Raw genomic sequence first — 23,922 nt, 5'->3', positions numbered from 1 at the left:
TTTGTCACTCCTAGTTTTTTATCGTGGGATGGTTTCGAACCACGTTGAACAAGGGCTATCATATCAAGGTTTATCAGCATTTGTAAAGACTGTGTGTATAAAATATGTAATTCCAGTCTTTCCAATCCATTCAACAATATCCATTTCAAGGTCTCCTCGCCTAATTTGGGCCAATGGCAAACCTTTCAGTTTTTTAGCATTCTCTTATTTTTTTCTCCCTAACCCAATTTACAACAAGTAGGTATTTTGCACTTCCGAAATAGTAAGCGGGGCATACCTTACCAGAGGGCTAAGAATATCATTTTCTTTGGGAGGGGTTTTTTAGTGAGAAAAATGGATACGAATCCATCTAGGCTTTGTAGAGAGTTTGCGAGAATACTTGGTTCTACCCCAAGTGTGGTAAATGGCGTATGTACGGCAACCAGGTCTAGAACGAATCTTCATCCTGTCGTATTGGGACGGCCTGCAGAATCTTTCATGTTTGTACCTCAAGCTTTTTCGTTTGAAAATATGAATAGTAGTGGAAAAGCCTTGTGTCTTGGAGAGACGGTTCTTCTTCAGGAGGAAGTAAATCCATTTATGAGCAAGCTCCGTCAGCACGGCATTATTGTAACTGCTACGCATAACCACTGGCTTTTCGATAAGCCCCGACTCATGTACATGCATTTTGAGTCAATTGACGAGCCGCTTACTTTTGCCCGAAAAGTCAGGGATGCCCTGCGGGTGTTGACTACGCAACAAATTATGGTTGAATCCACTCTTCACCAGGCCGAATCCAAACCAAATATGCTTGAACACGGTTCCCACGAAATTGAATCCGGTATGCATGGATCTTATGAAAAAACAGATGATCAATATGCTAATGCACACATGGCTGGGCAATCGGATGGCAGCCTCTGTGATGAATTTAGCCGGATTCTTTCAGGAGAAATGCATACGTTCGAAGATGATATATGTCTCGTAATGAGATCTCGACATAATATCAGACCAGTCGTTCTAGGCAGACAAGGCCGTTCATTCCTGCTGATACCGCAAATGTTTACTTTTGAATCCATGTCTCCGGACGGCCGTGCACTTTGTGCAGGTGAAACAGTTATTTTACAGGAGGAACTGAATCCTTTTATCAGCAGGCTAAGAGAACAAGGAATTCTGGTCACTGCGTTCCATAATCACTGGTTATTTGAACATCCAAGACTCATGTATATCCACTGGTTATCAATCGACCGGCCGCTGGATTTTGCCAGAAAAACTCGGAGGGCATTACGTGTACTGACAAATCGTCAGGTTAGGTTCGGAAGAGGATAATCCTCTTTAAGCTTTCAGTGGTAAACGGAACGATATTCTTCTTCACCAGAGACCGAATCGGATGAAGAGCGCAATATAGCGATAAGAGGGGATGAATGCCGGTTTGCCGGTTTGGATCTTGACTCGTTCGCAGCGCTCTTTTTTTGTATTTTGGCTCCATATCTGATGTCACCTCATTAAACTCCTTCAAAAATCAGGCATCCCTATTCTATTAATGAATCCTGGCTTTATTGAGTAGAGATACAGTCTACTAACCATATGTTATTCAGTTTCAATAAGTGAGAGAGAAATAATGGAAGCACACTTTTCAACTGTATAATAATCGGCAATGTCAGAAATGTAGCAGGCTATCTGTTGTTTTATCTTTAAAAGTGGAAAGTCAGACGATTATTAATCTGACTTTTAAGGAAACTGGTGCGCTACTGTGGTACACTAACGTAAAGAAGCATGGGAGAAGAGGGGGAGAATGGATGTTTACTACAGTTTTGTTTGATGTGGATGGAGTTCTATTGAGTGAAGAGCGTTATTTTGACGCTTCAGCGCTGACGGTCTGGGAAGTGTTCCATAGCGCTAATTATATTGGACTGGGCCCTGAGAAGTTCAAAGTGGTGTTGACGGATGAAGAAATCCGAAATATCCGGAATGAGGTCTTCATAGGCGATAAAGTTCTCAGTTTCTTAAAATCACATGGATTGAATGCGAACTGGGATATGATTTATCTGACAGTCGGCTGCCAGTTGATCCATCTGTTGACGCAAGTGGATGAGAGTGAAAGGGATCACATTTCCGCTTGGCTGCAAAACGAAATTGACCGGCCAGTTTTATTGGAGATCGGCCGTTTTCTTCAAGAGAAGGACGTATCGCTCGATTTCGGAAAGTTCCTCGAGTATTTTGAAGGTGCGCCGGCTGATAAGCAGGGGCTGCTCGATCATCTTGATCTTCTTGCAAAAGAGAAATTAGGGATCGATACCGAAATGTTCGGCAAAAAGGGAGCATTATGGTCGGTCTGCGAACATATTTCACAGGAGTGGTATGTAGGCGACAGCCATGTTCTCGAATCAACAGGCCGTCCTTCTGTTCAGACAGGAAAAACCGGCTTCATGGAAGAGGAGCAGCCGCTAAGTCCGCCGGAAAAGATCTCTTCCTTGTTTGAAAGTCTCAAGGAAGCAGGAGCCGTTATCGGCATCGGCACCGGGCGGCCGGAGCTTGAAACGATTGAGCCTTTCCGCCATCTAAGCTGGCTTGGCCACTTTGATGAAAAGTATATTGCGACAGCAGATGACGTCCTGAAAGCGGAACGTTCCAACCCAGGTGGACCGGCGCTGGCAAAGCCGCACCCATATACGTATTTGCTCGCACTTTCAGCCAAAGAGAAGAGCCCGGAAGAATGCCTGGCACAACCCTTGCCGGTTGAAGGAGGCAAAGACGTGCTGATCGTCGGCGACTCGCTTGCAGATCTTCTCGCGGCCCGATCGATGGGCTGCACATTCGCCGCAGTCCTCACAGGACTCTCCGGCAAAGCCGCCAGAGCCGAATTCGAAAAGCACAAAGCAGATTATATCCTCGACAGCGTCCTGGACGTGAAAGACCTTGTTGCAACACCTGCTAACTAAGAAAAGCGGAGGCTGCCGTTTAGCGACGTACAGATTGGAAGGATTCTGACGAGATAAAGGAAACACGGCGACGAAGGAGCCGATGTTGACTTATCGTAGGAAGAATCCCGAAATCTGCTAGTCGCTGGCAGCTGAAGCTGGACAGAGAAAAGCGGAGGCACCTTGCCCAGCTGCGACAAGCATAAGGCGGAAACGGAAAAAGGCGCTTTCCAGCCTTTATCCGTTTATGGCTTATGACCTCGAGCCCCTGCCGCCCGAAGCTGGACAAAGAAAAGCGGAGGGGGCCCGCTTATCGACGACAAGCGCTGGAGGAAAAGACTGGGTGGATGATTTCCAATCCACCTGGTCTTTTTCGAAGCGACCTCGAGTCGATGGCCGCCGCAGCTGGACAAAGAAAAGCGGAGGCTGCCGTTTAGCGACGTACAGATTGGAAGGATTCTGACGAGATAAAGGAAACACGGCGACGAAGGAGCCGATGTTGACTTATCGTAGGAAGAATCCTGAAATCTGCTAGTCGCTGGCAGCTGAAGCTGGACACTAGAAAAGCGGAGGCTGCCGTTTAGCGACGTACAGATTGGAAGGATTCTGACGAGATAAAGGAAACACGGCGACGGAGGAGCCGATGTTGACTTATCGTAGGAAGAATCCTGAAATCTGCTAGTCGCTGGCAGCTGAAGCTGGACAGAGAAAAGCGGAGGCGCCTTGCCCAGCTGCGACAAGCATAAGGCGAGAAAGGAAAAAGGCGCTTTTCAGCCTTTATCCTTTCTTGTCTTATGACCTCGAGCAGCTAGGCGCCGGAGCTGGATCAAGAAAAACGGAAAGCGACCGCTACCGTCTAAAAATAAACATACCGAAAAAGCACAACCTCCTGATCCCGCTTCACTCGCGGAACCTGGGGTTGTGCTTATTTTTTGAGCTGATCAAAGCCCGTTTAGCTGTGAACTGGCACACCTTTTTGCGGCAGTTCAAGGAACTGGGCAAATTTGAGTCCTTTCAGGCCAACGAGTTCAGTGATGATTTCTTGCTCGACTTGCCGATCCAGTGTGAGGACCATGATGGCTTCTCCGCCCATGGCAGCACGTCCGACTTGCATCGTGCCGATGTTGACATGGTAGTCGCCGAGAATCGAGCCGACACGTCCGATCATGCCGGGGATGTCATGGTGTTCGATATAGAGCAGATGCGGCTCTGGGCGGACATCCACCCTGTACGAGTTAAGCTTCACAATCCTTGCCCCATATCCATTCAGCATCGTCGCACCGATATTCGCTTGCTTATCTTTTTTATAGAGGGTGAGTTCGACGTAGCTCGCAAATCCTTTGCTGTCCGGGTGTTTGCCGACATTGGAGGCGACGCCCTGGTCTTTCAGGAAATGCAAGCTGTTGATCAAGTTGACCGTATCGCCAAGATGGTGGCTCAAAACACCAGTGATGATGGTTCGGGTCAGAAGATCTGTGTTTTCTTTCGCCAGCTCGCCATGGTAATTGATTTCCAGACGATCCGGGGCTTCCTGTAAAAGCTGAATGCCGAGCATGCCCATTTGTTCCCCGAGTTCAAGGAAGGGTTGCAGTTTCTTCTGCGTTTCGCTGGAAATCTGCGGCATGTTGACAGCGTGTCGGATCGTCTGTGTTTCGAAAATATCGACCAGTTCTTCGCTCACTTCATGCGCTACTTTCTCCTGTGCTTCAACAGTCGACGCTCCAAGGTGAGGGGTGACAATCACATTTGGGTGCTGCAGCAGTTCTGTGTTCGCTGAAGGCTCGGATTCAAATACATCAAGTGCGGCCCCTGCCACTTTGCCCGAATTCAGCGCCCTGAGGAGCGCCGCTTCGTCAATGATTCCTCCACGTGCACAGTTGATGATTCTTACTCCGGTTTTCATTGAAGCGAGGTAATCATCATTGACAAGCCCGCGTGTTTCTTTCGTAAGCGGAGTGTGCAAGGTGATGAAGTCCGAATGCTCGGCGATGACGGCAAGCGAAGCTTTCTGGATGCCAAGCTGGTTTGCCCGCTCAGCCGTTAAGTATGGATCATAACCGAGAATGCTCATGCCGAAGCTTTTCGCTCTTTTCGCCACTTCAGTCCCGATTTTTCCCATTCCGACAACTCCAAGCGTCTTGCTGTACAGTTCAACGCCCTTAAAGGCGCTCCGTTCCCATTTGCCGGTAGAAGTCGACATATGTGCATGCGGAATGCTGCGGGCAAGAGAGAGCATCATTGCCATCGTCAATTCTGCTGCAGAGATGGTATTCCCGCCGGGTGCATTGATGACGATGACTCCTTTTTCGGTTGCCGCCTGGACATCGATATTGTCGATACCCACCCCGGCACGAGCAATGACCCGGAGACGGTCGGCGTTATTCAGGATGTCCGCCGTCACTTGTGTCTGGCTTCTGATGATCAGAGCGTCATAATTCGGCATAATCTCTTTTAATTCTTCAGGCGAAAGTCCCGGGCGTTTATCAACAACAAAATCAGGATGTTCTGTTAAAGCGGTCAGTCCATTGTCACTTATCTGATCGGATACCAATACATTATACATAGTCCAGCCAGACCTCCTCGGCTCTTTTTACGGCGATGCCCAATTTATTTTTGCCTTCCGCTTTGCTTGCGGCCATTTCAATTCCGCTCAAAACGCGTAGTACATCAAAAGGTGTGCTGTAGCCCATATGGCCAATCCGGAAAATCTGGCCTTTCAGCTTCTGCTGCCCCTCTCCGAATGAGAAAGAAAATTGCTCTTGCATAATCGATGTCAGTTTATCGGCCAAGCCTTCAGGCGGCTTGACGGCTGTGACAGTTGGCGAACCGTCTTCATCAGAAGTGAGCAGCTCATAGCCAAGCGCTTTAATGCCTTCCCTCGTCATCTTTTTCAACAGCTGATGGCGTTTAATGACGTTCTCAAAGCCTTCCTCCTCGAACATTGCGCAAACTTCCTGGGCACCGTAAATCAAGGAAACAGGCGGGGTGAACGGAGTTGAATGCTCTTTGTCATAGGAATTGAAGTAAGCATTCAGATTCAGATAGAAACGGTCGGAATCATTCTTTTTGATCACATCTCTTGCCCTGTCATTTGCTGCGACAAAGGCGAGTCCCGGCGGCAGCATCAGTGCTTTTTGCGAGCCAGAGACTAGGATGTCGATGTTCCAGCCTTTCATATCGACAGGAACGGCGCCGATGCAGCTTACTCCATCCACGATGAAAAGTGCGTCGGTCTTCGTTCTCGTCACTGCGCCTAGCTCTTTAATTGGATTGATCAGGGCTGTCGAAGTCTCGCAATAGGTAGCAAAAACGGCTTTGATGTTCTCGTCCGTCTTTTTAAGAAAGGCTTCAAGTTCGTCTCCGCTGCATGGTTTGCCCCACTCAGTCTCAAGCCGGTGTACATTGGCACCGAACGCTTCACATATTTTCGCAAATCGCTCTCCGAATGCACCTGTGACGATAACGACGACATGATCACCGTTTTCGACGATATTGGCAGCGGCTGCCTCCAAGGCGCCTGTACCGCTTGTTGAAAGCAGTGTGACTGGGTGCTCAGAGCCGAATACGGGCTGGAGCCTTGTCGCAACATTTTCTAGCAAAACCGGAAAAGCGCTGCTCCTATGTCCGATCATCGGGCGGTTCATCGCAGTTTTTACGCGGTCAGGTATAGGGGTTGGCCCCGGTGTAAACAAGTATTCTTGGTTCAACAGCATATTTCCTCATCCTTTCAAATGAATTTCTTTTTAGTCCAAAAAAAATGAAAACGCCCTCATAACGGAAGCATTATGCTTCGTTATGAGGGACGTATCATCGTGGTGCCACCCTCGTTCACCGGAAATAGGACAACAATGTGCCTCATTTCCGATCTCGAGTCGATAACGGCGGTTGCCGGGTCAAATGACCGGTTCAAAAGTGCTGGGCGATTTGCTGGAAAAACATCGGTTCACACCAACCACCGATTCTCTGGGGAATTTCCAGCAAGCCTTCTTTATCATGACCTTTTCCTTTATAATATACAGAACATTCTACCACATGTATTTCAGGAGGGGAAGGGATGACACACGGAAATTTAGAAAAAATTATATTGTAGACTTTACTTACGTATGCAACAGGGTATCCGACCCAAGCAAAAGCAAGAGAGCGTACGAACTCTTTATGGACAAAGTGGTGTAGAGGCAGGCTTCAAGCATGCAGATATAAGGAAAATGAAATATAGTTAACGGTATAGAGAAGAAGCTAAGGAGTGAGTGTATTGATCCGTTTTGGAATTGTCGGAACGAACTTTATAACTGAGCGCATGCTGGAAGCTGTTAAGGAACTCGATGATTTTACCCTCGCCGCAGTCTTTTCGCGGACGGAGGAGAAAGCTGCAAAGTTTGCAGAACGCTACGGAGTTAGCGAAATTTTTACGAGCCTGGAGGAAATGGCGAAGAGCGACAAGATTGATGCCGTATATATTGCCAGTCCGAATGCGTATCATGCGCCGCAATCGATTCTTTTCCTTGAACACGGGAAGCATGTGCTTTGTGAAAAACCTCTCGCTTCAAACGAGAAGGAAGTAAGAGCAATGATCGATGCCGCAAAGAAAGGAAATGCGCTGCTGATGGAGGCAATGAAGCCGACATTGCTGCCAAGCTTTGCTTCCGTCAAAGCCAATTTACCAAAAATCGGAAAAGTCCGCCGTTACGTATCCAGCTACTGCCAGTATTCTTCAAGATATGACGCTTACCGAAATGGCGAAGTGCTGAATGCGTTTAAGCCCGAGCTTTCAAATGGAAGTTTGATGGATCTTGGTGTGTATTGCCTTTATCCGCTGATCGCTCTTTTGGGAGAACCGCAAAGCGTGAAGGCGAATGCAGTCATGCTTGATTCAGGTGTTGACGGGGAAGGCAGCATCCTGATGGGCTATGACGGGTTCGAAGCGGTGATCATGTACTCGAAAATTACCGACTCAAAGTTACCGACGGAAATTCAGGGCGAGGATGGCACGATTGTCATCGAGCGGATTTCAGAAATGGCAAACCCGTTTATCAGGTACCGTGACGGGTCGGAGGAAAGGATTGCCATCGAAGAGGAGCATCCTACGATGTACTATGAGATGGAGGAATTCATCCGTTTGATCAAAGAGGGCAAAACGGAATCTTCCATTAATACATTTGAAACGTCGGCTATCACGCTGAAGGTTGCCGACCAAGTGAGAAAACAGATCGGCTTGGAATATCCGGCAGACCGGGTGGAATAGAAATGATATGTGTAATTATATGAATGGCGGGTGACCTGAATGGAAAAAGAAGAGAGACTTCTGCAGAAAACCTTCTATGAAGAAGCATTTTTAGGAAATAGCCAGGAGGAACCGGTGCAACTGCTTGGCCGGATGTTTTTTCAGGAGCAGCAGGAGGAAATGCCGGATTTGTCCGCAATCAGGTTTGCTCAAGGGGAAGTGTATTTCCATGCACAGGATTATGAGGCGGCAATTTATAAATGGGAACATGTCCATAATGAACTGATGCCATGGGCAAAAAAGAACATTGCGGATACTTATATGGAGCTTGAACTATGGGATGCGGCGGAACCTGTCTATAAGAGCATTGAGGCCGATTCTCCGACGTTGACAGCTGAAGTGGCGCTTCAACTATTCACATTGTACCTTGAGCAGGGAAGAATGGATGAGGCGGACAGCTTGATCAAGAACACGGTTGCGATGTATCCGGATTACCCAAATGTGACAAAATTGGCGAGGGCCTTTTTTGAGGAAAGACAGGACTGGGAGAGTGCGATCCAGCTTGCGTCTGATGAATCTATCCGTACGAAGCGGGTCTACTGGTTTGATGTGCTCGAGTTTTACGCCGAACAGGGAAAGACGAACATTTTCGCTCCTGATTTTTTCATGCCAGTCTTAAAAGTCTGGGCGGAAATGGACCGTTCCCAATTCGAAAAGAAAGCGGCAGCACTTTGGCTTGCTTATGGGAATGGACGCGAGGAGCTTGACTGGCTGGGTGCGTTCAACCGGCTGATTGAAGAGGAGGATGGAATGGCTGAGCACCGTTGGCCGCTTCTGTCATCTTTATATAGACAGGCTTTTGGCAGATTGGTTTGCGGGTTGTATCCGATTGAGGAGACAAAAGAGCATATGCCGCCTCTCCTCCATGCATGGCTTTCAATCGCAGCCAATGAGGACCGCTTTTATGCGGCTGCAGCGGCTCTAGCGTGGAATGACCAGTTTCCGGAAACGATCGGAAGAGGAACTGTTCCGATTGCAGAAAGGATTTTATCCGACTCAGATCCAAGCGGCGATCTCCATGTACAGGCACTTGCTCTGTTTGCCGATGTGGAAAAATGGGCGAAGGACAACCAGCTCGATGTTGATCCTTTACAAAAATGGGCGGTGGCCAAGCTTGCCTCTGCTGGCGAAACAGTTGCGATTGCCGGACTTCCGGGGAACGGAAAAGACAAGGTGCTTGACTTGCTTCTACCGGTTTCCGGCCAACCGGCATTTGAGGATCGCTCTGCCATTATGTATGAAGATAGAGAAGGAACTGCCGACATCAACGGAGATGTAGTAGAGACCAGTTCTTTGAATTCCGTATTGAGTCAAAATGGATTATCCGTGCTCGATGTGAAAAATCTTGATTGGCTCGATGACGGTACGCTGCCCGACTACCTATACTTGCCACAAAGTCTGGTATTTGTCCTTGGCTCCCAGGCGCCGTTCACCAATCATGAGCGCAGCCTGCTGATGGCAGTAAGGGAGCAGCAGCCCCAATTGCCGATCCATTTCATCTTGAGCGTTGAAGTGGCAATGGATGAAGAAGCGATTAGACTGCTCAATGAAGAAACGGCGCAGCGCATAGGCGTTTACTTCCCTGAATCCCAACTGCTTGCCGTCCCGGAAGGAATCGGGCGAGACAACCAAGGGCTTATCGAATGGGTAAAACAAACGATCCCTGGTCAAATGGTACAGAGCTTGAAGACAGGGATGATCTTGATCCAGACACGCCGGGCGATTTCCGGCCTGCTCGGTCAGCAGGAGAAAGTGGAGCGAGAACTGGCCGAAACAATCGAGTACCAAGGTGAAATTTTGAGCAGGCTGCAAGGCTCTGTCCATCAATTGCAAGACATGGAGGAAGAGAAAATTTCCTCGATCAGAACCGCCTATCGTTCGATTATGGAGGAGATCAAGCCGGCGATCCTGAAGAAAATCCCTTCGATTTTAAGAGGCACAGCCGAACTGGTTACCGATGACCGTGATTTCCGTAATCTGCATCTTGAGCTGAATAGTGAGATGAATAATCGGATTACGGCGTATTTAGAGACGGAAATATTGCCGATTTATACGAGCTCCCTTCAAGACTGGATTGAATTTGCGAGAGCCGAGCTTGACGTCGGTCAGGCCCAGCTTTTCGAATGGCAGGAAAGCTTTAATGCGATGCTCGAAGGGGAAGCAGTCCGTCTTGACTGCGATTATCAGATCTTTACAGACTGGAAGCGAGATGCAGATCGAATGATGAGCAGTGTCATTCTCGATCAAGAGAATATCTTGCTGAGACGAACGCCCGGACAGGTACTGCTGAAGGGTGCCGGAAAACTGTTTGGCGCTTTGCCGAAAAACAATTCCATGCTTGTCAACTCGTATAAAAGCTTTGTAGAAAACGAACCATATGAAGATACAGCGGAATCCGTCGCGAAAAGTTTCTTTTCCCAATTTGAACTATTTGAAAAAGGAATTGCACGGGACATTTCCTTTTTCTTCAGAGATCCTGCAGCTGAATTGAGGAGGGCGGTAAAAGAGAAAGAAGCTGAGGCCGAAGCGAATAAGGCGGCACTATCAAAAATGCTGGCCAACCCCGACGCTTTCCGCAGCCCGATTCTCCTTTTTGAAATGAGGCTCCGGCAATACGAATGGATGAATGCCGCAGAACAGGCGAATTTACGGATCGGCCAAAGAATGAAAAGCAGGTGAGATAATGAATATCGCATTGATTGCCCACGATGAAAAAAAAGATGATCTTGTCCAGTTTGTGCAAAAATACCGGCATGTTTTCGAGCGTCATTCGCTGTTCGGAACGGGAACGACCGGAAAAAGAATCATTGATGAAACAGGACTTGATGTCGAAAGGTTTCAGTCCGGTCCGCTTGGAGGCGACCAGCAGATCGGCGCCTCGATCGCCAAGCAGGAAATGGACATGATTTTCTTTTTCCGCGACCCGCTGACAGCACAGCCGCACGAGCCGGATGTCTCCGCCCTGATGAGGCTTTGTGACGTGTACGGAGTACCGCTTGCAAGCAACACAGGGACCGCTGAATTGCTTATAAAGGCCGTAGAATCAAGGGGTTGAGCTTTTCTTCCATCTTCATGAAAAATTCATATATTTTATGCTGACCTAGTCCTTTTGCAGTGCTATACTAGAGGCTAGATTGATATTTTAGAAGGAGATGGAAGAGTGAAATCCAATTCAAAAATCACATCGAAGATCGTTCCTCTAGCCATGGGTCTTGCTTTAATTTTGTCTGTAATCGTGTGGGCAGCCGTGGCAGCCAATAAAGGGACTGTCATCCCGTTTTCAGCACTTGAAAAAACCATTCAAGCGCAAAACGGAAAAGTGGTTACTTTGAAAGAGAATCCGGACGGCACAATTTATTTGACGACACCAAACGGCAAGTTCGTCTCCCACTTCAGGCCAAACAGCCCAAAGGTGGAGGAACTCGTCGGTAAATATAATGTAAAATACACTTATTCAAACGGCAGCCAGGCAGGTAACTGGATCATCGGCGGCCTGGTCCTTGCTTTGATCGCGGGCGTTTTCATTGCCCAGAAAAAAGGGGGAATCGGCATGGCGAAAATGAAGAACACCACTTCAAAATCCTTGCCGCTTCCATCCATTTCGCTCGATGATATCGGCGGTCTTCCGAAAGAGATGATTGATGAGATTCATCAAACATTGGAAATCATTAAAAATCCGGACCGTTCTGCAAAAATCGGTATCAAGGCGCCGAAAGGGATTTTGCTCTACGGACCTCCGGGAACGGGGAAAACATTGCTCGCTCAAGCGATAGCAAAAGAACTAGGCGCAAGCTTTTTCTCTGCCAGCGGATCGGCCTTCACAGAACTGTTCGTCGGCGTCGGAGCTTCCCGTGTAAGAGGGCTGTTCGAAAACGCGCGCAAAGAATCTCCGGCAGTTATTTTCATCGATGAGGTCGATGCGTTAGCTGGAAAACGGAAACAGCATGGCGGCGAAGAAGCGGAGAAGACACTGACAGAGCTGCTCGTACAGCTGGACGGCGGACATTCTAACGATGGCATTCTTTTCATCGCTGCGACGAATCGGAAAGACATGCTGGACGACGCGTTCCTACGTCCGGGCAGGATCGATTTCACATTCCAAGTGCCGCTTCCTGATACGCAGGGACGGAAGGAAATCATTGACATCCATACGAAAGGCAAGCGACTTGCTCCTGAAGTGGCCGCATCGCTTGATACACTGGCTGAGAGCACGACAGGCTTTTCAGGTGCAGAAATCAGTTCGCTGTTTGAAACAGCAAGCCGGAAAGCGGTCCGTGAGGGAAAAGACGAAGTCAGCATGGAAGATCTTGACTACGCGATTGACCGGACGATCCTCGGCAGCACTTCAAGGACGCTTAACGATGCCGATACGAAGCGGCGCGTTGCAATCCATGAATCCGGTCACGCCCTTATCCAAGCGCTGACCAAACCGGGCACCGTCCGCAAAGCGACAATCATTCCGCGCGGACAGGCACTCGGGTATGTGGCTCCATTGCAAAAGGAAATGCACTTGTCCACAACGAGCGAATTGCTGGATCAGGTAAGCATGATCGTCGCTGGTGGTGTTGCTGAGCGGATGTACCTTGGTGAACATAGTATCGGTGTAAGCGGCGATGTTCAGCAGGCAAAGCAGCTCCTCGAGCAGATGGTGGATACCGGCATGCTGCAGGATGGCTTTGCGCTCACTTTCCATAAGCAGGAAAAGGACACGAAAATGCAGGAGCTATTCACACAGGCGGTTGAGAAAACCGAGCTGATGATCGACTCGCATCGTCAGGAGTTCGATCAATTGATTGAAGCCCTCTTGAAAAAAGAAACATTGGATGGGGAAGAAGTGCAAGAGATTGTCGACGGCCGCAGATTGCCGGCAGAAGATGAACTTGCGTACATCTGAGCCCGATGCTAAAAACCCGTGCTGCGGTGCGCGGGTTTTTTTGCATGGCAGGGGCAAGTACACTTCACTTCTATTTCACATTTTTTTGGTATTCTGGAGAGAGAATGGTTTGAGGGTGAATAGATTGCGAAATTTGTTAACGCTATGCCTGGTTTTGCTGCTGGCAGTTACAGGGTGCAGCAGGGAGGAGACATTCCCTGCTATTCCGGCGGATGCTCCGTTCGTTGCCACGCTTAATATACGTGAGGGCAGCATCAGTTTTCTTGATAAAAATGGGGATTTGCTGACAAAGTGGAAACTGGACAAGGCTTATACTGGCGGAACGCTTTTAGAAGACGGGGACACCTTGCTTTTATACGGAACAGAGCTTGAACAGACAGATCTGTATTCGTTGAAGGAAGGGGGAAAAATTGGAGAATTTGATACGGGCAAAGGGATTGTAAATGGCCTCTACCTTGGGGACCAGGGACTTTTCGCGTTTGCGGATAAAAATAAAAATGAAATCCGCTTCTTTGCCAAAGACGGCAAAAAGGCAACCGCGGTCGGGACGGAGAGTTATCCGATGTCGTTGGCGGCGGACGGCAATAGATTATATGTTGCTTCTTATAAAGGGGATTGCCTGCAAGTCATTAATATGAAAACAATGAAAGTGGAGTCTTCTATTCCGATTCACCCATCGGCGGCAGGCATGCTGCTGCGGCCGGAGGAGAGGGAAGTTTGGATTGGCGGGCATGGAAGCGGAGACAGGCCACAATCCTCGATTTATATTTATTCGCTAGATGACCTGTCGCTGAAAAAAGAACTGCCAGCCCCGTTGATGCCGGTGAATTTTTTTGAAAATGAACATGGCATATATGCGCTCAGTCATGGAACAAACAAGCTGTATCGTTTTAACCGTGATCGAGAACTCATCCAGTCGCTCGAAGTCGGGGCGAATCCATTCTCCGTCGGATTTTTTGACGGAAAAGTGGTCGTTGCCGGTTATGATAGCGATGAATTGTATTGGATTGATGCAGAGCGCCTGCGTTTGACGAGGCAAGTAAAGGTCGGAAAAGGGCCGTTTATTATTTTTTCCCGTGAGAAGGTGAACTGATTGGCGACCATTTTGATTGTCGATGATGAAGAGGATATGAGGCATTTGATAGAGATGTACTTGAATAATTCCGGCTTTGCGACCTTTGAGGCTGAAAATGGGGAGCAAATGGCGGATGTTTTGGCTAAGGAGGAAATCGACCTTGTCTTGCTAGATATTATGCTTCCCGGTGAAGATGGATTTGAGCTCTGTGCAAAAATCAGGGAGAAGAGCAGCATTCCAATCATTTTTTTATCCGCAAAGGGGGAGGAATGGGACAAGGTGAAAGGGTTCGGGCTCGGCGGCGATGATTATATTGTGAAGCCATTCGCTCCAGGGGAGCTTGTTGCAAGGATTGGCGCTGTCCTCCGGAGAGTTCCCGTCTCCCGTGCAACCGAAGACATCCGCCTCGGCCCCGTCATTTTGAACGTTGAGCAGCGGACCGTTACGGTAGACGGTGAGCAGATCCATGTGACATATAAGGAGTTCGAATTGCTCGCGTTGATGATGAAACGGCCCGGCAAGGTGTTCACAAGGGAGGAGCTTCTTGACAGGGTCTGGGGGATGGACTATCAGGGCGGCCTGAGAACGGTTGATACCCATATCAAAACATTGCGGATGAAACTTGGCAAAAAGGCTGAGGGCTGCGTCAGAACCGTCTGGGGCAGCGGATATAAGTTCGAGGAAGAAGGCTGAAATGGCGCTGTCACGGAAAATTTCACTCGCCATGCTGGCAGCTCTGCTCGTTTTCATTCTGTACGGCTTGTTTTTATCTTACCTTTTATATGAAAAGCTGTATGTTGACAATATGGAAAAGGAAATGCTGGAGACAGGCGAACGGCTCGCCGCTCTTTATCCCGGTGGCCCGGTCGAGGATGCATTCATCAAGGAAATTGAGTCATATGGATTTCTGTCCAAGTTTGAAGTGTTTGCAGTTCGGAATCCGCGGGAGCTTAGCATGTGTGTTCCATTCGAAATGGATTATGAAGCGCTCATCAGCGGGGAGGAACGGGAAGAGCTTCTTGCAGGGAAGTCGATTTTTTCAAAAGGCCATGTGGACAGGCTCAAACGGGATGTCATTTCCGGAGCCATCCCTTTATTGAATGAAAAACGGCTTGAAGGCATCATTTATCTATATTATCCTCTGGAAAATGTGAGCGAGGTCACCTTCACTTATGCGTTCTATTGGCTTGTCGGGGCAATCGTATTCCTGCTCCTGCTGTTCACCCTCGGGGCAAAGTGGATCGCTTCTCTGATGAAGCCGCTGCGGGAGATGAAAACGGCAGCCGAGCAGCTGTCGGAAGGGAAGCTATCTGTCCGGGTTCCGACATATCCGGATGATGAAATTGGACAGCTTGCTCGTACATTCAACGGGATGGCGGAGTCGATGCAGAGAGAAGATGAGGAGCAGAAAGAATTCCTGGCAAACGTATCACATGAGTTGCGGACGCCGATTAGCTATATTCAAGGATACATGGAAGCGATCCAAACAGGCGTGGCCAAGGAGAAAGACATCCGCACATACCAGGACATCATTTTACGGGAATCAAAACGGATGGAACGCTTGGTCGATGACCTCCTGGATTTGGCCAAGCTGGAGTCGAAAGAATTCAAGCTGGAGAGAATGCCGATTGCTATTGCCCAGACAATTGAAGATGCAGTGGAGAAGGCAGAGCAGAAACTCTCAGAAAAAGCGATCCGGCTGGAAAAAGATCTTGATTTCTCTCTTATCGCGGAAGTGGATGAGGGCCGTTTGATGCAGATGTTTCTGAATCTACTCGATAACGCGATTCGCTATACGGATGAGGGTGGATCTATCCGAGTGAAGCTGCTGGACTGGGGAGGAGAAGCGCTGATCTCTGTTGCCGACAGCGGCAAAGGCATTCCTGAGGAAGAGCTTGCTCATCTTACAAAGCGTTTCTACAGGGTGAACAAAGCAAGAACCCGAAACCAGGGCGGCACAGGGCTCGGGCTTGCGATTGTCGAAAAGCTTGCCGGACTTCATGGCGGAACGCTGGAAATTCGCAGCACCCCGGGTATCGGTACTGAAGTGCTCATCACCCTTCCGCTGCTGCGGGAATAAAACCGCCGTCAACAAATGGAAACAACCGCTTCACAACTTCCTCACATCCGTTTGCTAAAGTGGATAATAGACACTGCTATGATGCAGAAGTGTACGAAATGTATTTATTATATAGGTTGGAGGAGAACTGAATTGAAGAAGTTAGGGTTTGGACTAATGATCGCATGTATCGTGGCGGTATTGGCGGCATGCGGAGGCAAAAATGAAAATGCACCCGCAGATGAGATACCGGAAATTCTTGCGGTCGATTTGACTGTTCCTGAAAAGGCAGATCCGGGAGAAAAGGTCGTCTTTGCAGCAACAGTCACACAGGGCAATGAAAAGGTCAAAGATGCCGATGAAGTAGAATTTGAGATATGGGCAGAAGGAAAGAAAGACGAAAGTGAAATGATCAAGGCGGAGAACAAGAAAAACGGAACGTATGAACTAGAAAAAAGCTTCAATCAGGATGGCATCTATACTGTCCAGGTCCATGTGACAGCACGCGGCCAGCACAATATGCCGAAAAAGACGATCGCTGTCGGAGAGGCAACCGCTCCGGTTGAAGAAAGTGGAACTGAACATGGAGAGCAGGAGGAGCATGCTCATAGCACAGAAGTTTCCATGCATTTCATGAAACCGGAGGACATCAAAGCAGGAACGAAAACGGATATGGTCGTTCACTTGCAGAACAAGGAAGCACCGCTTGAAAAGGCTGACGTCCGCTTTGAAATCTGGAATGAGGCAAACCCGGACAAGCATGAATGGATTGATGCTTCTGAAACGAAAGCCGGTGAATATTCCGCGAGCTATGATTTTCCTGAGACAGGGGAGCATACAGTACGGATCCATGTAGAAAACGATGAAGGTCTTCACGAACATGAAGAACATGCCGTCACAGTAAAGTAAAATGACAACACCCCGGAATGCGAGCAGTTTGATCTGCACACCCGGGGTGTTGTTTTTTCTAAAGAAAAATCAAAGTGAGTTTTCGTAAATGGCGGTTACATCATCCGCCTCAAGCGTGGCGAACTTGCCGAATGGTCCGTTGGCCATCGCTCTCTCTGTCATAAGCGGAATGCTTGAGCGGTCTATGCCGTAATCAGCCAAAGAAGATGGGGCACCGATGCTGTTCCAGAATTCGCGCAGCTTCGCAATCGCCTCGAGTGCGATTTCTTCATCCTCTTTGCCGGTCGGATCAACGTCGAATACACGAACGGCAAGCTGGTGGAAACGGGCCGGTTTTTCGGCTGCTACATGCTTCATCCAGTTCGGGAAGAGAATGGCGAGGCCGCCGCCGTGCGGTATATCATGCACAGCTGATACCGCATGCTCGATATTGTGGGTTGCCCAGTCACCCTGATAACCCATATTGAGAATGCCGTTCAACGCCATCGTTCCGCAATACAGGATGGTTGCGCGATGTTCATAGCTTTCCAAATCCGCCAACAGTTTCGGAGCCGTTTCCATCACGGTCTGCAGGACGGATTCACACATCCTGTCCTGGAGCTGTGTATTTTCGGTCAAATGGAAGTAATGCTCAAACACATGGGACATCATGTCGACGATCCCGTATATCGTCTGATCCTTTGGAACACTCACTGTGTTCTGCGGATCGAGTATTGAAAACTTCGGAAAAACTGCGGGACTGCCCCAGCCATATTTTTCATTTGTTTCCCAGTTTGTAATGACGGAACCTGAATTCATTTCTGATCCGGTCGCGGCCAATGTGAGAATCGTGCCGAACGGCAATGCCTCACTGGCAAAGGCCTTCTTCGTCACAAGATCCCATGCGTCGCCAGTATATTTTGCACCGGCTGCAATCGCTTTTGTGCAGTCGATGACACTGCCGCCGCCGACAGCGAGGAGAAAATCAATTCCTTCTCTTTTGCAGATTTCCACACCTTTGCGGACAGTGGAGAGACGGGGATTCGGCTCAACGCCGGATAGTTCATGAACGTCTGCGCCAATTTCCGCGAGCTCGCGCTTCACGTCGTCATACAGGCCATTCTTTTTGATGCTGCCGCCGCCATAGACGAGAAGTACTTTCTTACCGTATTTCGGTACTTCATTTTTCAGCTCGGCCACCTGGCCTTTTCCGAAAATCAGCTTTGTCGGGTTCCAGAATGTAAAATTGTTCATGATAGATCAGCCTCCTTCATTGTCATTATCGTGGAAGAAAGGGGAGATTGCAAAAAAGACGGACCGCTAAGCGATCCGCCAATATCTGTCATGTAAATCGTTGTGCACCTTCCAGGTCAACACCGATCGCTTCGACTGTATGGGCGGGAAAATCAGACGCAAGTTTCCTGGCTATCTCTTCCCCTTTTCCAGGAGGCACGAAGGAGATCATCGTTGGGCCGGCACCGCTGATCACGGTTCCGAACGCACCGGCTGATTTTGCTTTCTCCCTTATCTCTTCGTATTGAGGAATGAGACGGGAACGATACGGCTCATGGAAAAGATCTGCTTCCATCATCCGGCCCGCACTTTCATAATCGCCGGTCAAGAGCGCTGCAATCATCACATTGCCGATCGCACTGGCAGATGCAGCCTCTTTCCGCAAAAAATGTTCGGGAAGCACCCTGCGAGCATCCTCAGTCTTTAATTCGAAATCAGGTATGCAGATGACGAGTTCAGGAAGTTTTTCATTCCAGCGGATACATTCCGTTTCTCCGCCTGGAAGCTGCGCCGAAATGACGAGGCCCCCATAAAGTGCCGGAGCGACATTGTCCGGATGGCCTTCACAGGAGACGGCAAGGGCAAGCTTCTCCTTTTGGGAAAGAGAAAGCCTGCACAGCTCATTGGCAAGCTCAATCCCAGCGACAACAGCTGAAGCACTGCTTCCAAGCCCACGGGCAAGAGGGATTTCGCTTTCTACAATGACGCGGCAAGGCGGTAACTCCGTGCTGTATGTATCAGCAGCCTGCTTGGCAGACTGGTAGATCAAATGGTGTTCATAACCGTCCGCTTCGGGCAGATGAACGGAACGGTGGACAAATGACCATGCGTCCGCACGCTCTGCATGAAGCGTCACATAACGGGCAAGGGCGATTCCAGCTGAGTCGAAGCCAGGGCCAAGATTCGCTGTACTTGCCGGGACGCGGATGGAGAAATCACTCATCGCGCGACCACACCTTCAATATAGTCCAAAACGGTTTTCTCATCATTTGGCAGGGAGACCGTTTCAATATTAATCTCTGATATGGCCGTCTGTGGATCTTTCAAGCCGTTTCCGGTCAGGACGGCGACAACTTTGCTTCCTTTTTCAATGGCGCCGCTGTTCAGCTGCTGAAGCACGCCAGCGATAGAGGCGCAAGAAGCCGGCTCAGCAAAAATTCCTTCTGTGCTGGCAAGCAGTTTAAAGGCTTCAAGAATTTCCGGATCGGAGACTGATTCAATCGTACCGCCGGATTCATCTCTTGCTGCTGTTGCCAGGTTCCAGCTCGCCGGGTTTCCGATCCGGATTGCTGTTGCCACTGTTTCCGGAGCTGCAATCGGTGCCCCTTGCACGATTGCCGCAGCTCCTTCCGCTTCAAAACCGAACATTTTCGGCAGGCCTGTCTTTTTCGCCTCGTCGTATTCCTTAAAGCCTTTCCAATAGGCACTGATATTGCCGGCATTGCCGACAGGGATGGCAAGGATGTCAGGTGCATTTCCAAGCTGGTCACAAATCTCGAACGCGGCAGTTTTTTGACCTTCAAGTCTGTAGGGATTCACAGAGTTTACGAGCGTTACTGCCGAGGTTTCGCTGATTGTGCGCACCATATTGAGTGCTTCATCAAAGTTGCCGTCAATTTCTACGATTTCCGCACCGTACATCATCGCCTGAGCAAGTTTGCCAAGTGCGACTTTTCCCTTAGGAATGACGATGATGGCGCGGATGCCAGCACGGGCCGCATAGGCGGCAGCCGCAGCCGACGTATTTCCGGTCGAGGCACAGATGATCGACTTGCTTCGGGACTCGACCGCCTTGGCAACCGCCATGACCATACCGCGGTCTTTAAAGGAGCCAGTCGGATTGGCGCCCTCAATTTTCGCATAGAGTTCAATCCCCAGTTTTTTCGACAAATTGACGAGGTGGACGAGCGGCGTATTGCCTTCCTGCAGCGTCAGCTCGGGTGTATTCTCATTAATTGGTAAATAGTCTTTGTAGTGTGCTAGCAGTCCCGGCCAGTTCATTTGGCTCCATTCCCTTCTACGCGATAGTGACTGATTACTTCTTTGACGACTGGCAAATCGCGCAGTTCCATCAAAGCTTTTTCAAAACGATCAAGTGAAATCTTGTGAGTGACAATGATAATCTCTGCCAGTTCATCTTTGCTGAGAGGTGTCTGCAAAATTTTCTCAAAGGAGATGTCGAGCTCATTGAACAGGGAAGTGATCTGAGAGAACGCTCCGACCTGGTCTTTCAAATGCAGACGGTAGTAGAATTTTCCAAAGCGCTGATCAGCCTTCTTCAATTCACTTTCGAATCTTGGAGCGACAACACTTTTTCCTGTCACACCAAGACGCATGTTTTTGATGACGGCTACGACGTCTGACATGACGGCTGTCGCTGTCGGCAGACTGCCGGCACCTGGTCCGTAAAACATTGTTTCCCCTACGGCCTCACCGTTTACATAGATGGCGTTATACTCGTTTTTCACGCCTGCAAGGGGATGGCTTGTAGCAAGGAATGTCGGCTCAACGCTCACTTCCAGCTTTTGGCCGGCAAGATTGGCAAGCCCGATCAGTTTCATCGTGTAACCGAGCTTCTGTCCGTAATGAAGATCTTCCACGGCAATCCCGCTGATCCCGCTCACTTCCACGTCGTCAAGGTCAACATTTGTAGAGAATGCCAGACGGGCGAGGATCGCCATTTTTCTTGCGGCGTCGAGTCCTTCAACATCGGCTGTCGGATCGCTTTCCGCAAAACCTAGTTCCTGTGCCTTTTTCAATGCTTCCTCATAGGACCAGCCTTCTTCGTCCATCTTTGTCAAAATGTAGTTCGTCGTCCCGTTAACGATCCCCATCAGCTTATGGATCCGGTCGGACACAAGCCCGTCTGCCAGCCCGCGCAGGATTGGGATTCCGCCGGCGACGCTCGCTTCATAAAACAAGTCGCAGCCGTTTTGGACGGCGGCCTTCTGCAGTTCAGGTCCATGGAGGGCAATCAAATCTTTATTTGCAGTCACCACATGTTTTTTTGCTTCCAGTGCTTTCGTTATATGTTCACGGGCTTCTTCAATCCCGCCCATTACCTCTACTACAATATCAATCTCCGGATCTTCTAAAACGTCGCTTGCCGAAGTGGTGAGGAGCTCCTGGTCGAATTCCACTGACCGGTTCTTCTCCGCATCACGAACCAAAATTCTTTTCACCTTCACGTCACAGCCGACCTGGTGAACGAGTTCCTCTTGATGATTCTGGATAAGTTTCACAACGCCGGAGCCGACTGTTCCTAAGCCGAGCAATCCGATCGATACATAATTTTTCATATTCTCCTCACCTCGTATGTCTTTCTGTAAGATACATTTGTTTTTATATAGTAGACAGAAAAGAAGTAAAAGTCAAGGGATGTTTTTCCATTTTTCTGCCTCTCATAGAGCTTCTTCAAGCAAAAAGCAGGGAAAAAGCCGACGGAGAAAGAATAGGATTATAAGAGTTCATGTGGATGATTGCGATTACAAACATATCAGAAAAATTGTACATCATCAACTTGAAAAAATTTTAAAAATTAGGGGGATACAATGGAACAAAGAGTGAGAACGACGGGGGGAACTCCCCACATCGGGCCGCGAAAAAGAAACAAGAAAAAAATAGCCATTATTACGGTACTTTCCGTTTTGCTATTAGCTGTTGCGGCTTGCATTGCCATTTCCGTATATGTCGGTACCAATTTAACAAAGCCAGCCAAAAAGCCGATTGAGGCTTCGCCAGCGGATTACAATCTTCCGTTTGAGGACATTACTTTTTTGAGCAGAGATGGAGAAACAAAATTGGCCGGGTGGGTGCTCGAACCGAAAGAACCAGCGAAAATGAACATCGTGCTCGCGCATGGCTACCGCGGAAATCGTTACCAGGACAATATTCCATTTTTGCCGATGTCGAGTGAATTATTGGATCGCGGCTACCGGGTCATCATGTTTGACTTCCGCTATTCAGGTGAATCGGGCGGCGAAATGACGACAATCGGTGCAAAAGAAAAATGGGATCTATTAGGCGCAGTCGATTGGACAAAGGAACATTACGACGAGCCGATCAGCCTTCTGGGCGTATCAATGGGAGCAGCAACTTCACTTCTCGCTGCCGCGGAAACAGAGGATGTCACAGCAGTCGTTGCGGACAGTCCGTTCAGCGACCTTAATGATTACTTAAAGGAAAACATGCCAGTATGGACAAATTTGCCGAATTTTCCTTTCACGCCTCTTATTATGACGATCATTCCAATCATGGCCGATCTGGATGTCAAAGAAGCGAGCCCTGTCAGCGTCCTCGATAAAGTGGCAACGAGGCCGGTCCTCTTTATTCATAATAAAGGAGACGACGCGATTCCTTATACGGAAAGCGAACTGATGGCAAGCAAATATCCCGATCAATTTTCACTGTGGCTGACAGAAGGAGAAGGCCACGTAAAATCATACGAACAAAATTCAGAGGAATACATTGAAAAGGTTGATGCGTTTTTCCGCAAGGCATTGGGGGAAAACTAATCAAGAGATGACGGATTGGAGGGGGCGAGCATGAAAGAACTTCAGCCGGTGAAAAGGGAATTTTTCCACCAGCCAACACTGGAACTGGCGCAGTCCTTGCTCGGCTGCCTCCTCGTGAAAGAAACGGAGGAAGGTCTGGCAGCCGGAAGGATTGTCGAGACAGAGGCATATTTGGGAGCGAAGGACCGGGCTGCCCACAGCTTTGGCAACCGACGCACCAAACGGACAGAGGTCATGTTCGGGGAACCGGGCCTTGTGTATACGTATGTGATGCACACTCATTGCCTCGTCAACGTCGTCAGCAATGAGGAAGGTACGCCTGAAGCGGTCCTCATCCGGGCAGTCGAGCCAGTGGAAGGAATCGAAGGAATGCTTGCCCGCCGCCCGGTCGATAAGCTGCAAAACCTGACAAGCGGACCCGGAAAGCTTACAAAAGCACTGGGAATCACGATGGAGGACTACGGGCGAAAATTCTACGAGCGGCCGCTATTTATTGCAGAGGGGGAGGCTCCAGCTGAGGTTGCGGTTGGAACGAGGATTGGAATCGGCGGGTCGGGAGAGGCACAGGCATACCCCTACCGATACTGGGAAAAAGGCAACCGGTTCGTCTCTAAGTGATTGTGAAGTAAGAAGGCGCGATGAAACATTCATCGCGCCTTCTTTTTGTTTGCTGCGGAGGCGGAGTGACAGAGGGCGTGTCTCAATCGGTGAGTAGGGTGTTTCAATGTGCTCGAGGGAATGCTCATGTCGTCGCGAGGGTCACATAGAAGGTTTCAATGTGCCCGAGGGAGTGCCCACACCGACGCGAGGGTCACATAGAAGTTCTCGATGCGCCCAAAGGATTGCCAGCACCGACGCGAGGGTCACATAGGAGTCCTCAAAGTGCCCGAGGGCCCGCTTGCACCGTTGCGAGGGTCACGTAGAAGGTCCCAATGTGCCCGAGGGCCCGCCCACCCCGACGCGTCGGTCACATAGAAGTCTCCAATGTGCCCGAAATATCGCGTCGGTTACATAGGCGTTC

At 49.1% G+C, this 23,922-nt stretch carries 18 protein-coding genes and 1 riboswitch; of the genes, 12 read left to right on the top strand and 6 right to left on the bottom strand.

The genetic code is table 11. The features are described from left to right. Nucleotides 1-4: 4 nt before the first annotated feature. Nucleotides 5-49, bottom strand: a riboswitch (PreQ1 riboswitch). Nucleotides 50-333: 284 nt separating this feature from the next. After that, entirely contained in the window at nucleotides 334-1,305 is a 972-nt protein-coding gene (locus AC0TWI_RS16005; protein WP_488127388.1) for a DUF1259 domain-containing protein, read from the top strand. 470 nt (nucleotides 1,306-1,775) lie between these two features. Then, a complete protein-coding gene (locus tag AC0TWI_RS16000) occupies nucleotides 1,776-2,918 on the top strand; it encodes an HAD family hydrolase (RefSeq protein ID WP_488127338.1) in 1,143 nt (380 codons plus the stop codon). A 931-nt stretch (nucleotides 2,919-3,849) separates the two neighbouring features. Here AC0TWI_RS16000 and serA read toward each other — a convergent pair. After that, nucleotides 3,850-5,460 (bottom strand): phosphoglycerate dehydrogenase, encoded by a 1,611-nt coding sequence (gene serA / locus AC0TWI_RS15995; RefSeq protein ID WP_488127337.1) that lies wholly within the window; start codon nucleotides 5,458-5,460, stop codon nucleotides 3,850-3,852. Further along, nucleotides 5,453-6,610 (bottom strand): pyridoxal-phosphate-dependent aminotransferase family protein, encoded by a 1,158-nt coding sequence (locus tag AC0TWI_RS15990; RefSeq protein WP_488127336.1) that lies wholly within the window; start codon nucleotides 6,608-6,610, stop codon nucleotides 5,453-5,455. Before AC0TWI_RS15990 ends, serA begins: the two co-directional genes overlap by 8 nt. A gap of 539 nt (nucleotides 6,611-7,149) precedes the next feature. On the opposite strand from AC0TWI_RS15990, the gene AC0TWI_RS15985 reads away from it, so the two are divergent. The 8 genes from AC0TWI_RS15985 (at nucleotide 7,150) to AC0TWI_RS15950 (ending at nucleotide 17,115) form a co-directional block, all read left to right on the top strand. Then, a complete protein-coding gene (locus AC0TWI_RS15985) occupies nucleotides 7,150-8,139 on the top strand; it encodes a Gfo/Idh/MocA family protein (protein ID WP_488127335.1) in 990 nt (329 codons plus the stop codon). A gap of 39 nt (nucleotides 8,140-8,178) precedes the next feature. Next, on the top strand, nucleotides 8,179-10,857 hold the full coding sequence (locus AC0TWI_RS15980) for a tetratricopeptide repeat protein (RefSeq protein WP_488127334.1): 2,679 nt from the start codon (nucleotides 8,179-8,181) through the stop codon (nucleotides 10,855-10,857). Nucleotides 10,858-10,861: 4 nt separating this feature from the next. Then, nucleotides 10,862-11,233, top strand: a complete 372-nt coding sequence (gene mgsA / locus AC0TWI_RS15975; RefSeq protein WP_488127333.1) for a methylglyoxal synthase — start codon at nucleotides 10,862-10,864, stop codon at nucleotides 11,231-11,233. Between the two features lie 105 nt (nucleotides 11,234-11,338). Next, on the top strand, nucleotides 11,339-13,072 hold the full coding sequence (locus AC0TWI_RS15970; protein ID WP_488127332.1) for an AAA family ATPase: 1,734 nt from the start codon (nucleotides 11,339-11,341) through the stop codon (nucleotides 13,070-13,072). A 124-nt stretch (nucleotides 13,073-13,196) separates the two neighbouring features. Next, nucleotides 13,197-14,165 (top strand): YncE family protein, encoded by a 969-nt coding sequence (locus tag AC0TWI_RS15965; RefSeq protein ID WP_488127331.1) that lies wholly within the window; start codon nucleotides 13,197-13,199, stop codon nucleotides 14,163-14,165. Next, entirely contained in the window at nucleotides 14,166-14,840 is a 675-nt protein-coding gene (locus tag AC0TWI_RS15960; protein WP_488127330.1) for a response regulator transcription factor, read from the top strand. A 1-nt stretch (nucleotide 14,841) separates the two neighbouring features. Continuing rightward, nucleotides 14,842-16,227: a sensor histidine kinase gene (locus AC0TWI_RS15955; protein ID WP_488127329.1), complete on the top strand. Its 1,386-nt coding sequence runs from the start codon at nucleotides 14,842-14,844 to the stop codon at nucleotides 16,225-16,227. 132 nt (nucleotides 16,228-16,359) lie between these two features. Then, nucleotides 16,360-17,115, top strand: coding sequence for a FixH family protein (locus AC0TWI_RS15950; RefSeq protein ID WP_488127328.1), 756 nt, complete (start codon nucleotides 16,360-16,362; stop codon nucleotides 17,113-17,115). Between the two features lie 69 nt (nucleotides 17,116-17,184). On the opposite strand, the gene AC0TWI_RS15945 is transcribed toward AC0TWI_RS15950, so the two are convergent. The 4 genes from AC0TWI_RS15945 to AC0TWI_RS15930 form a co-directional block, all read right to left on the bottom strand. Next, nucleotides 17,185-18,348: an iron-containing alcohol dehydrogenase gene (locus tag AC0TWI_RS15945; RefSeq protein ID WP_488127327.1), complete on the bottom strand. Its 1,164-nt coding sequence runs from the start codon at nucleotides 18,346-18,348 to the stop codon at nucleotides 17,185-17,187. An 88-nt stretch (nucleotides 18,349-18,436) separates the two neighbouring features. After that, nucleotides 18,437-19,330 (bottom strand): homoserine kinase, encoded by an 894-nt coding sequence (gene thrB / locus AC0TWI_RS15940; RefSeq protein ID WP_488127326.1) that lies wholly within the window; start codon nucleotides 19,328-19,330, stop codon nucleotides 18,437-18,439. Further along, nucleotides 19,327-20,388: a threonine synthase gene (gene thrC, locus AC0TWI_RS15935; protein WP_488127325.1), complete on the bottom strand. Its 1,062-nt coding sequence runs from the start codon at nucleotides 20,386-20,388 to the stop codon at nucleotides 19,327-19,329. The genes thrB and thrC overlap by 4 nt, the downstream gene beginning before the upstream one ends. Next, nucleotides 20,385-21,686: a homoserine dehydrogenase gene (locus AC0TWI_RS15930; RefSeq protein ID WP_488127324.1), complete on the bottom strand. Its 1,302-nt coding sequence runs from the start codon at nucleotides 21,684-21,686 to the stop codon at nucleotides 20,385-20,387. Before AC0TWI_RS15930 ends, thrC begins: the two co-directional genes overlap by 4 nt. Nucleotides 21,687-21,938: 252 nt before the next feature. On the opposite strand from AC0TWI_RS15930, the gene AC0TWI_RS15925 reads away from it, so the two are divergent. Further along, a complete protein-coding gene (locus tag AC0TWI_RS15925; protein WP_488127323.1) occupies nucleotides 21,939-22,901 on the top strand; it encodes an alpha/beta hydrolase in 963 nt (320 codons plus the stop codon). Nucleotides 22,902-22,931: 30 nt separating this feature from the next. Further along, nucleotides 22,932-23,519: a DNA-3-methyladenine glycosylase gene (locus tag AC0TWI_RS15920; RefSeq protein ID WP_488127322.1), complete on the top strand. Its 588-nt coding sequence runs from the start codon at nucleotides 22,932-22,934 to the stop codon at nucleotides 23,517-23,519. Nucleotides 23,520-23,922 lie beyond the last annotated feature (403 nt).

The organism is Lederbergia sp. B243.17 (assembly GCF_057657925.1).
Note: the sequence above shows the minus strand (reverse complement) of the source record. Positions and strands in the feature narration are given on the sequence as shown.

Excerpts from the sequence above, each read along its gene's own strand:
- AC0TWI_RS15990 (WP_488127336.1), bottom strand. The coding sequence starts at position 6,610 with ATGCTGTTGAACCAAGAATACTTGTTTACACCGGGGCCAACCCCTATA.
- AC0TWI_RS15925 (WP_488127323.1), top strand. The coding sequence starts at position 21,939 with ATGGAACAAAGAGTGAGAACGACGGGGGGAACTCCCCACATCGGGCCG.
- AC0TWI_RS15945 (WP_488127327.1), bottom strand. The coding sequence starts at position 18,348 with ATGAACAATTTTACATTCTGGAACCCGACAAAGCTGATTTTCGGAAAA.
- AC0TWI_RS16005 (WP_488127388.1), top strand. The coding sequence starts at position 334 with ATGGATACGAATCCATCTAGGCTTTGTAGAGAGTTTGCGAGAATACTT.
- AC0TWI_RS15980 (WP_488127334.1), top strand. The coding sequence starts at position 8,179 with ATGGAAAAAGAAGAGAGACTTCTGCAGAAAACCTTCTATGAAGAAGCA.
- serA (WP_488127337.1), bottom strand. The coding sequence starts at position 5,460 with ATGTATAATGTATTGGTATCCGATCAGATAAGTGACAATGGACTGACC.
- AC0TWI_RS15920 (WP_488127322.1), top strand. The coding sequence starts at position 22,932 with ATGAAAGAACTTCAGCCGGTGAAAAGGGAATTTTTCCACCAGCCAACA.
- AC0TWI_RS16000 (WP_488127338.1), top strand. The coding sequence starts at position 1,776 with ATGTTTACTACAGTTTTGTTTGATGTGGATGGAGTTCTATTGAGTGAA.
- mgsA (WP_488127333.1), top strand. The coding sequence starts at position 10,862 with ATGAATATCGCATTGATTGCCCACGATGAAAAAAAAGATGATCTTGTC.
- thrB (WP_488127326.1), bottom strand. The coding sequence starts at position 19,330 with ATGAGTGATTTCTCCATCCGCGTCCCGGCAAGTACAGCGAATCTTGGC.
- thrC (WP_488127325.1), bottom strand. The coding sequence starts at position 20,388 with ATGAACTGGCCGGGACTGCTAGCACACTACAAAGACTATTTACCAATT.
- AC0TWI_RS15955 (WP_488127329.1), top strand. The coding sequence starts at position 14,842 with ATGGCGCTGTCACGGAAAATTTCACTCGCCATGCTGGCAGCTCTGCTC.
- AC0TWI_RS15930 (WP_488127324.1), bottom strand. The coding sequence starts at position 21,686 with ATGAAAAATTATGTATCGATCGGATTGCTCGGCTTAGGAACAGTCGGC.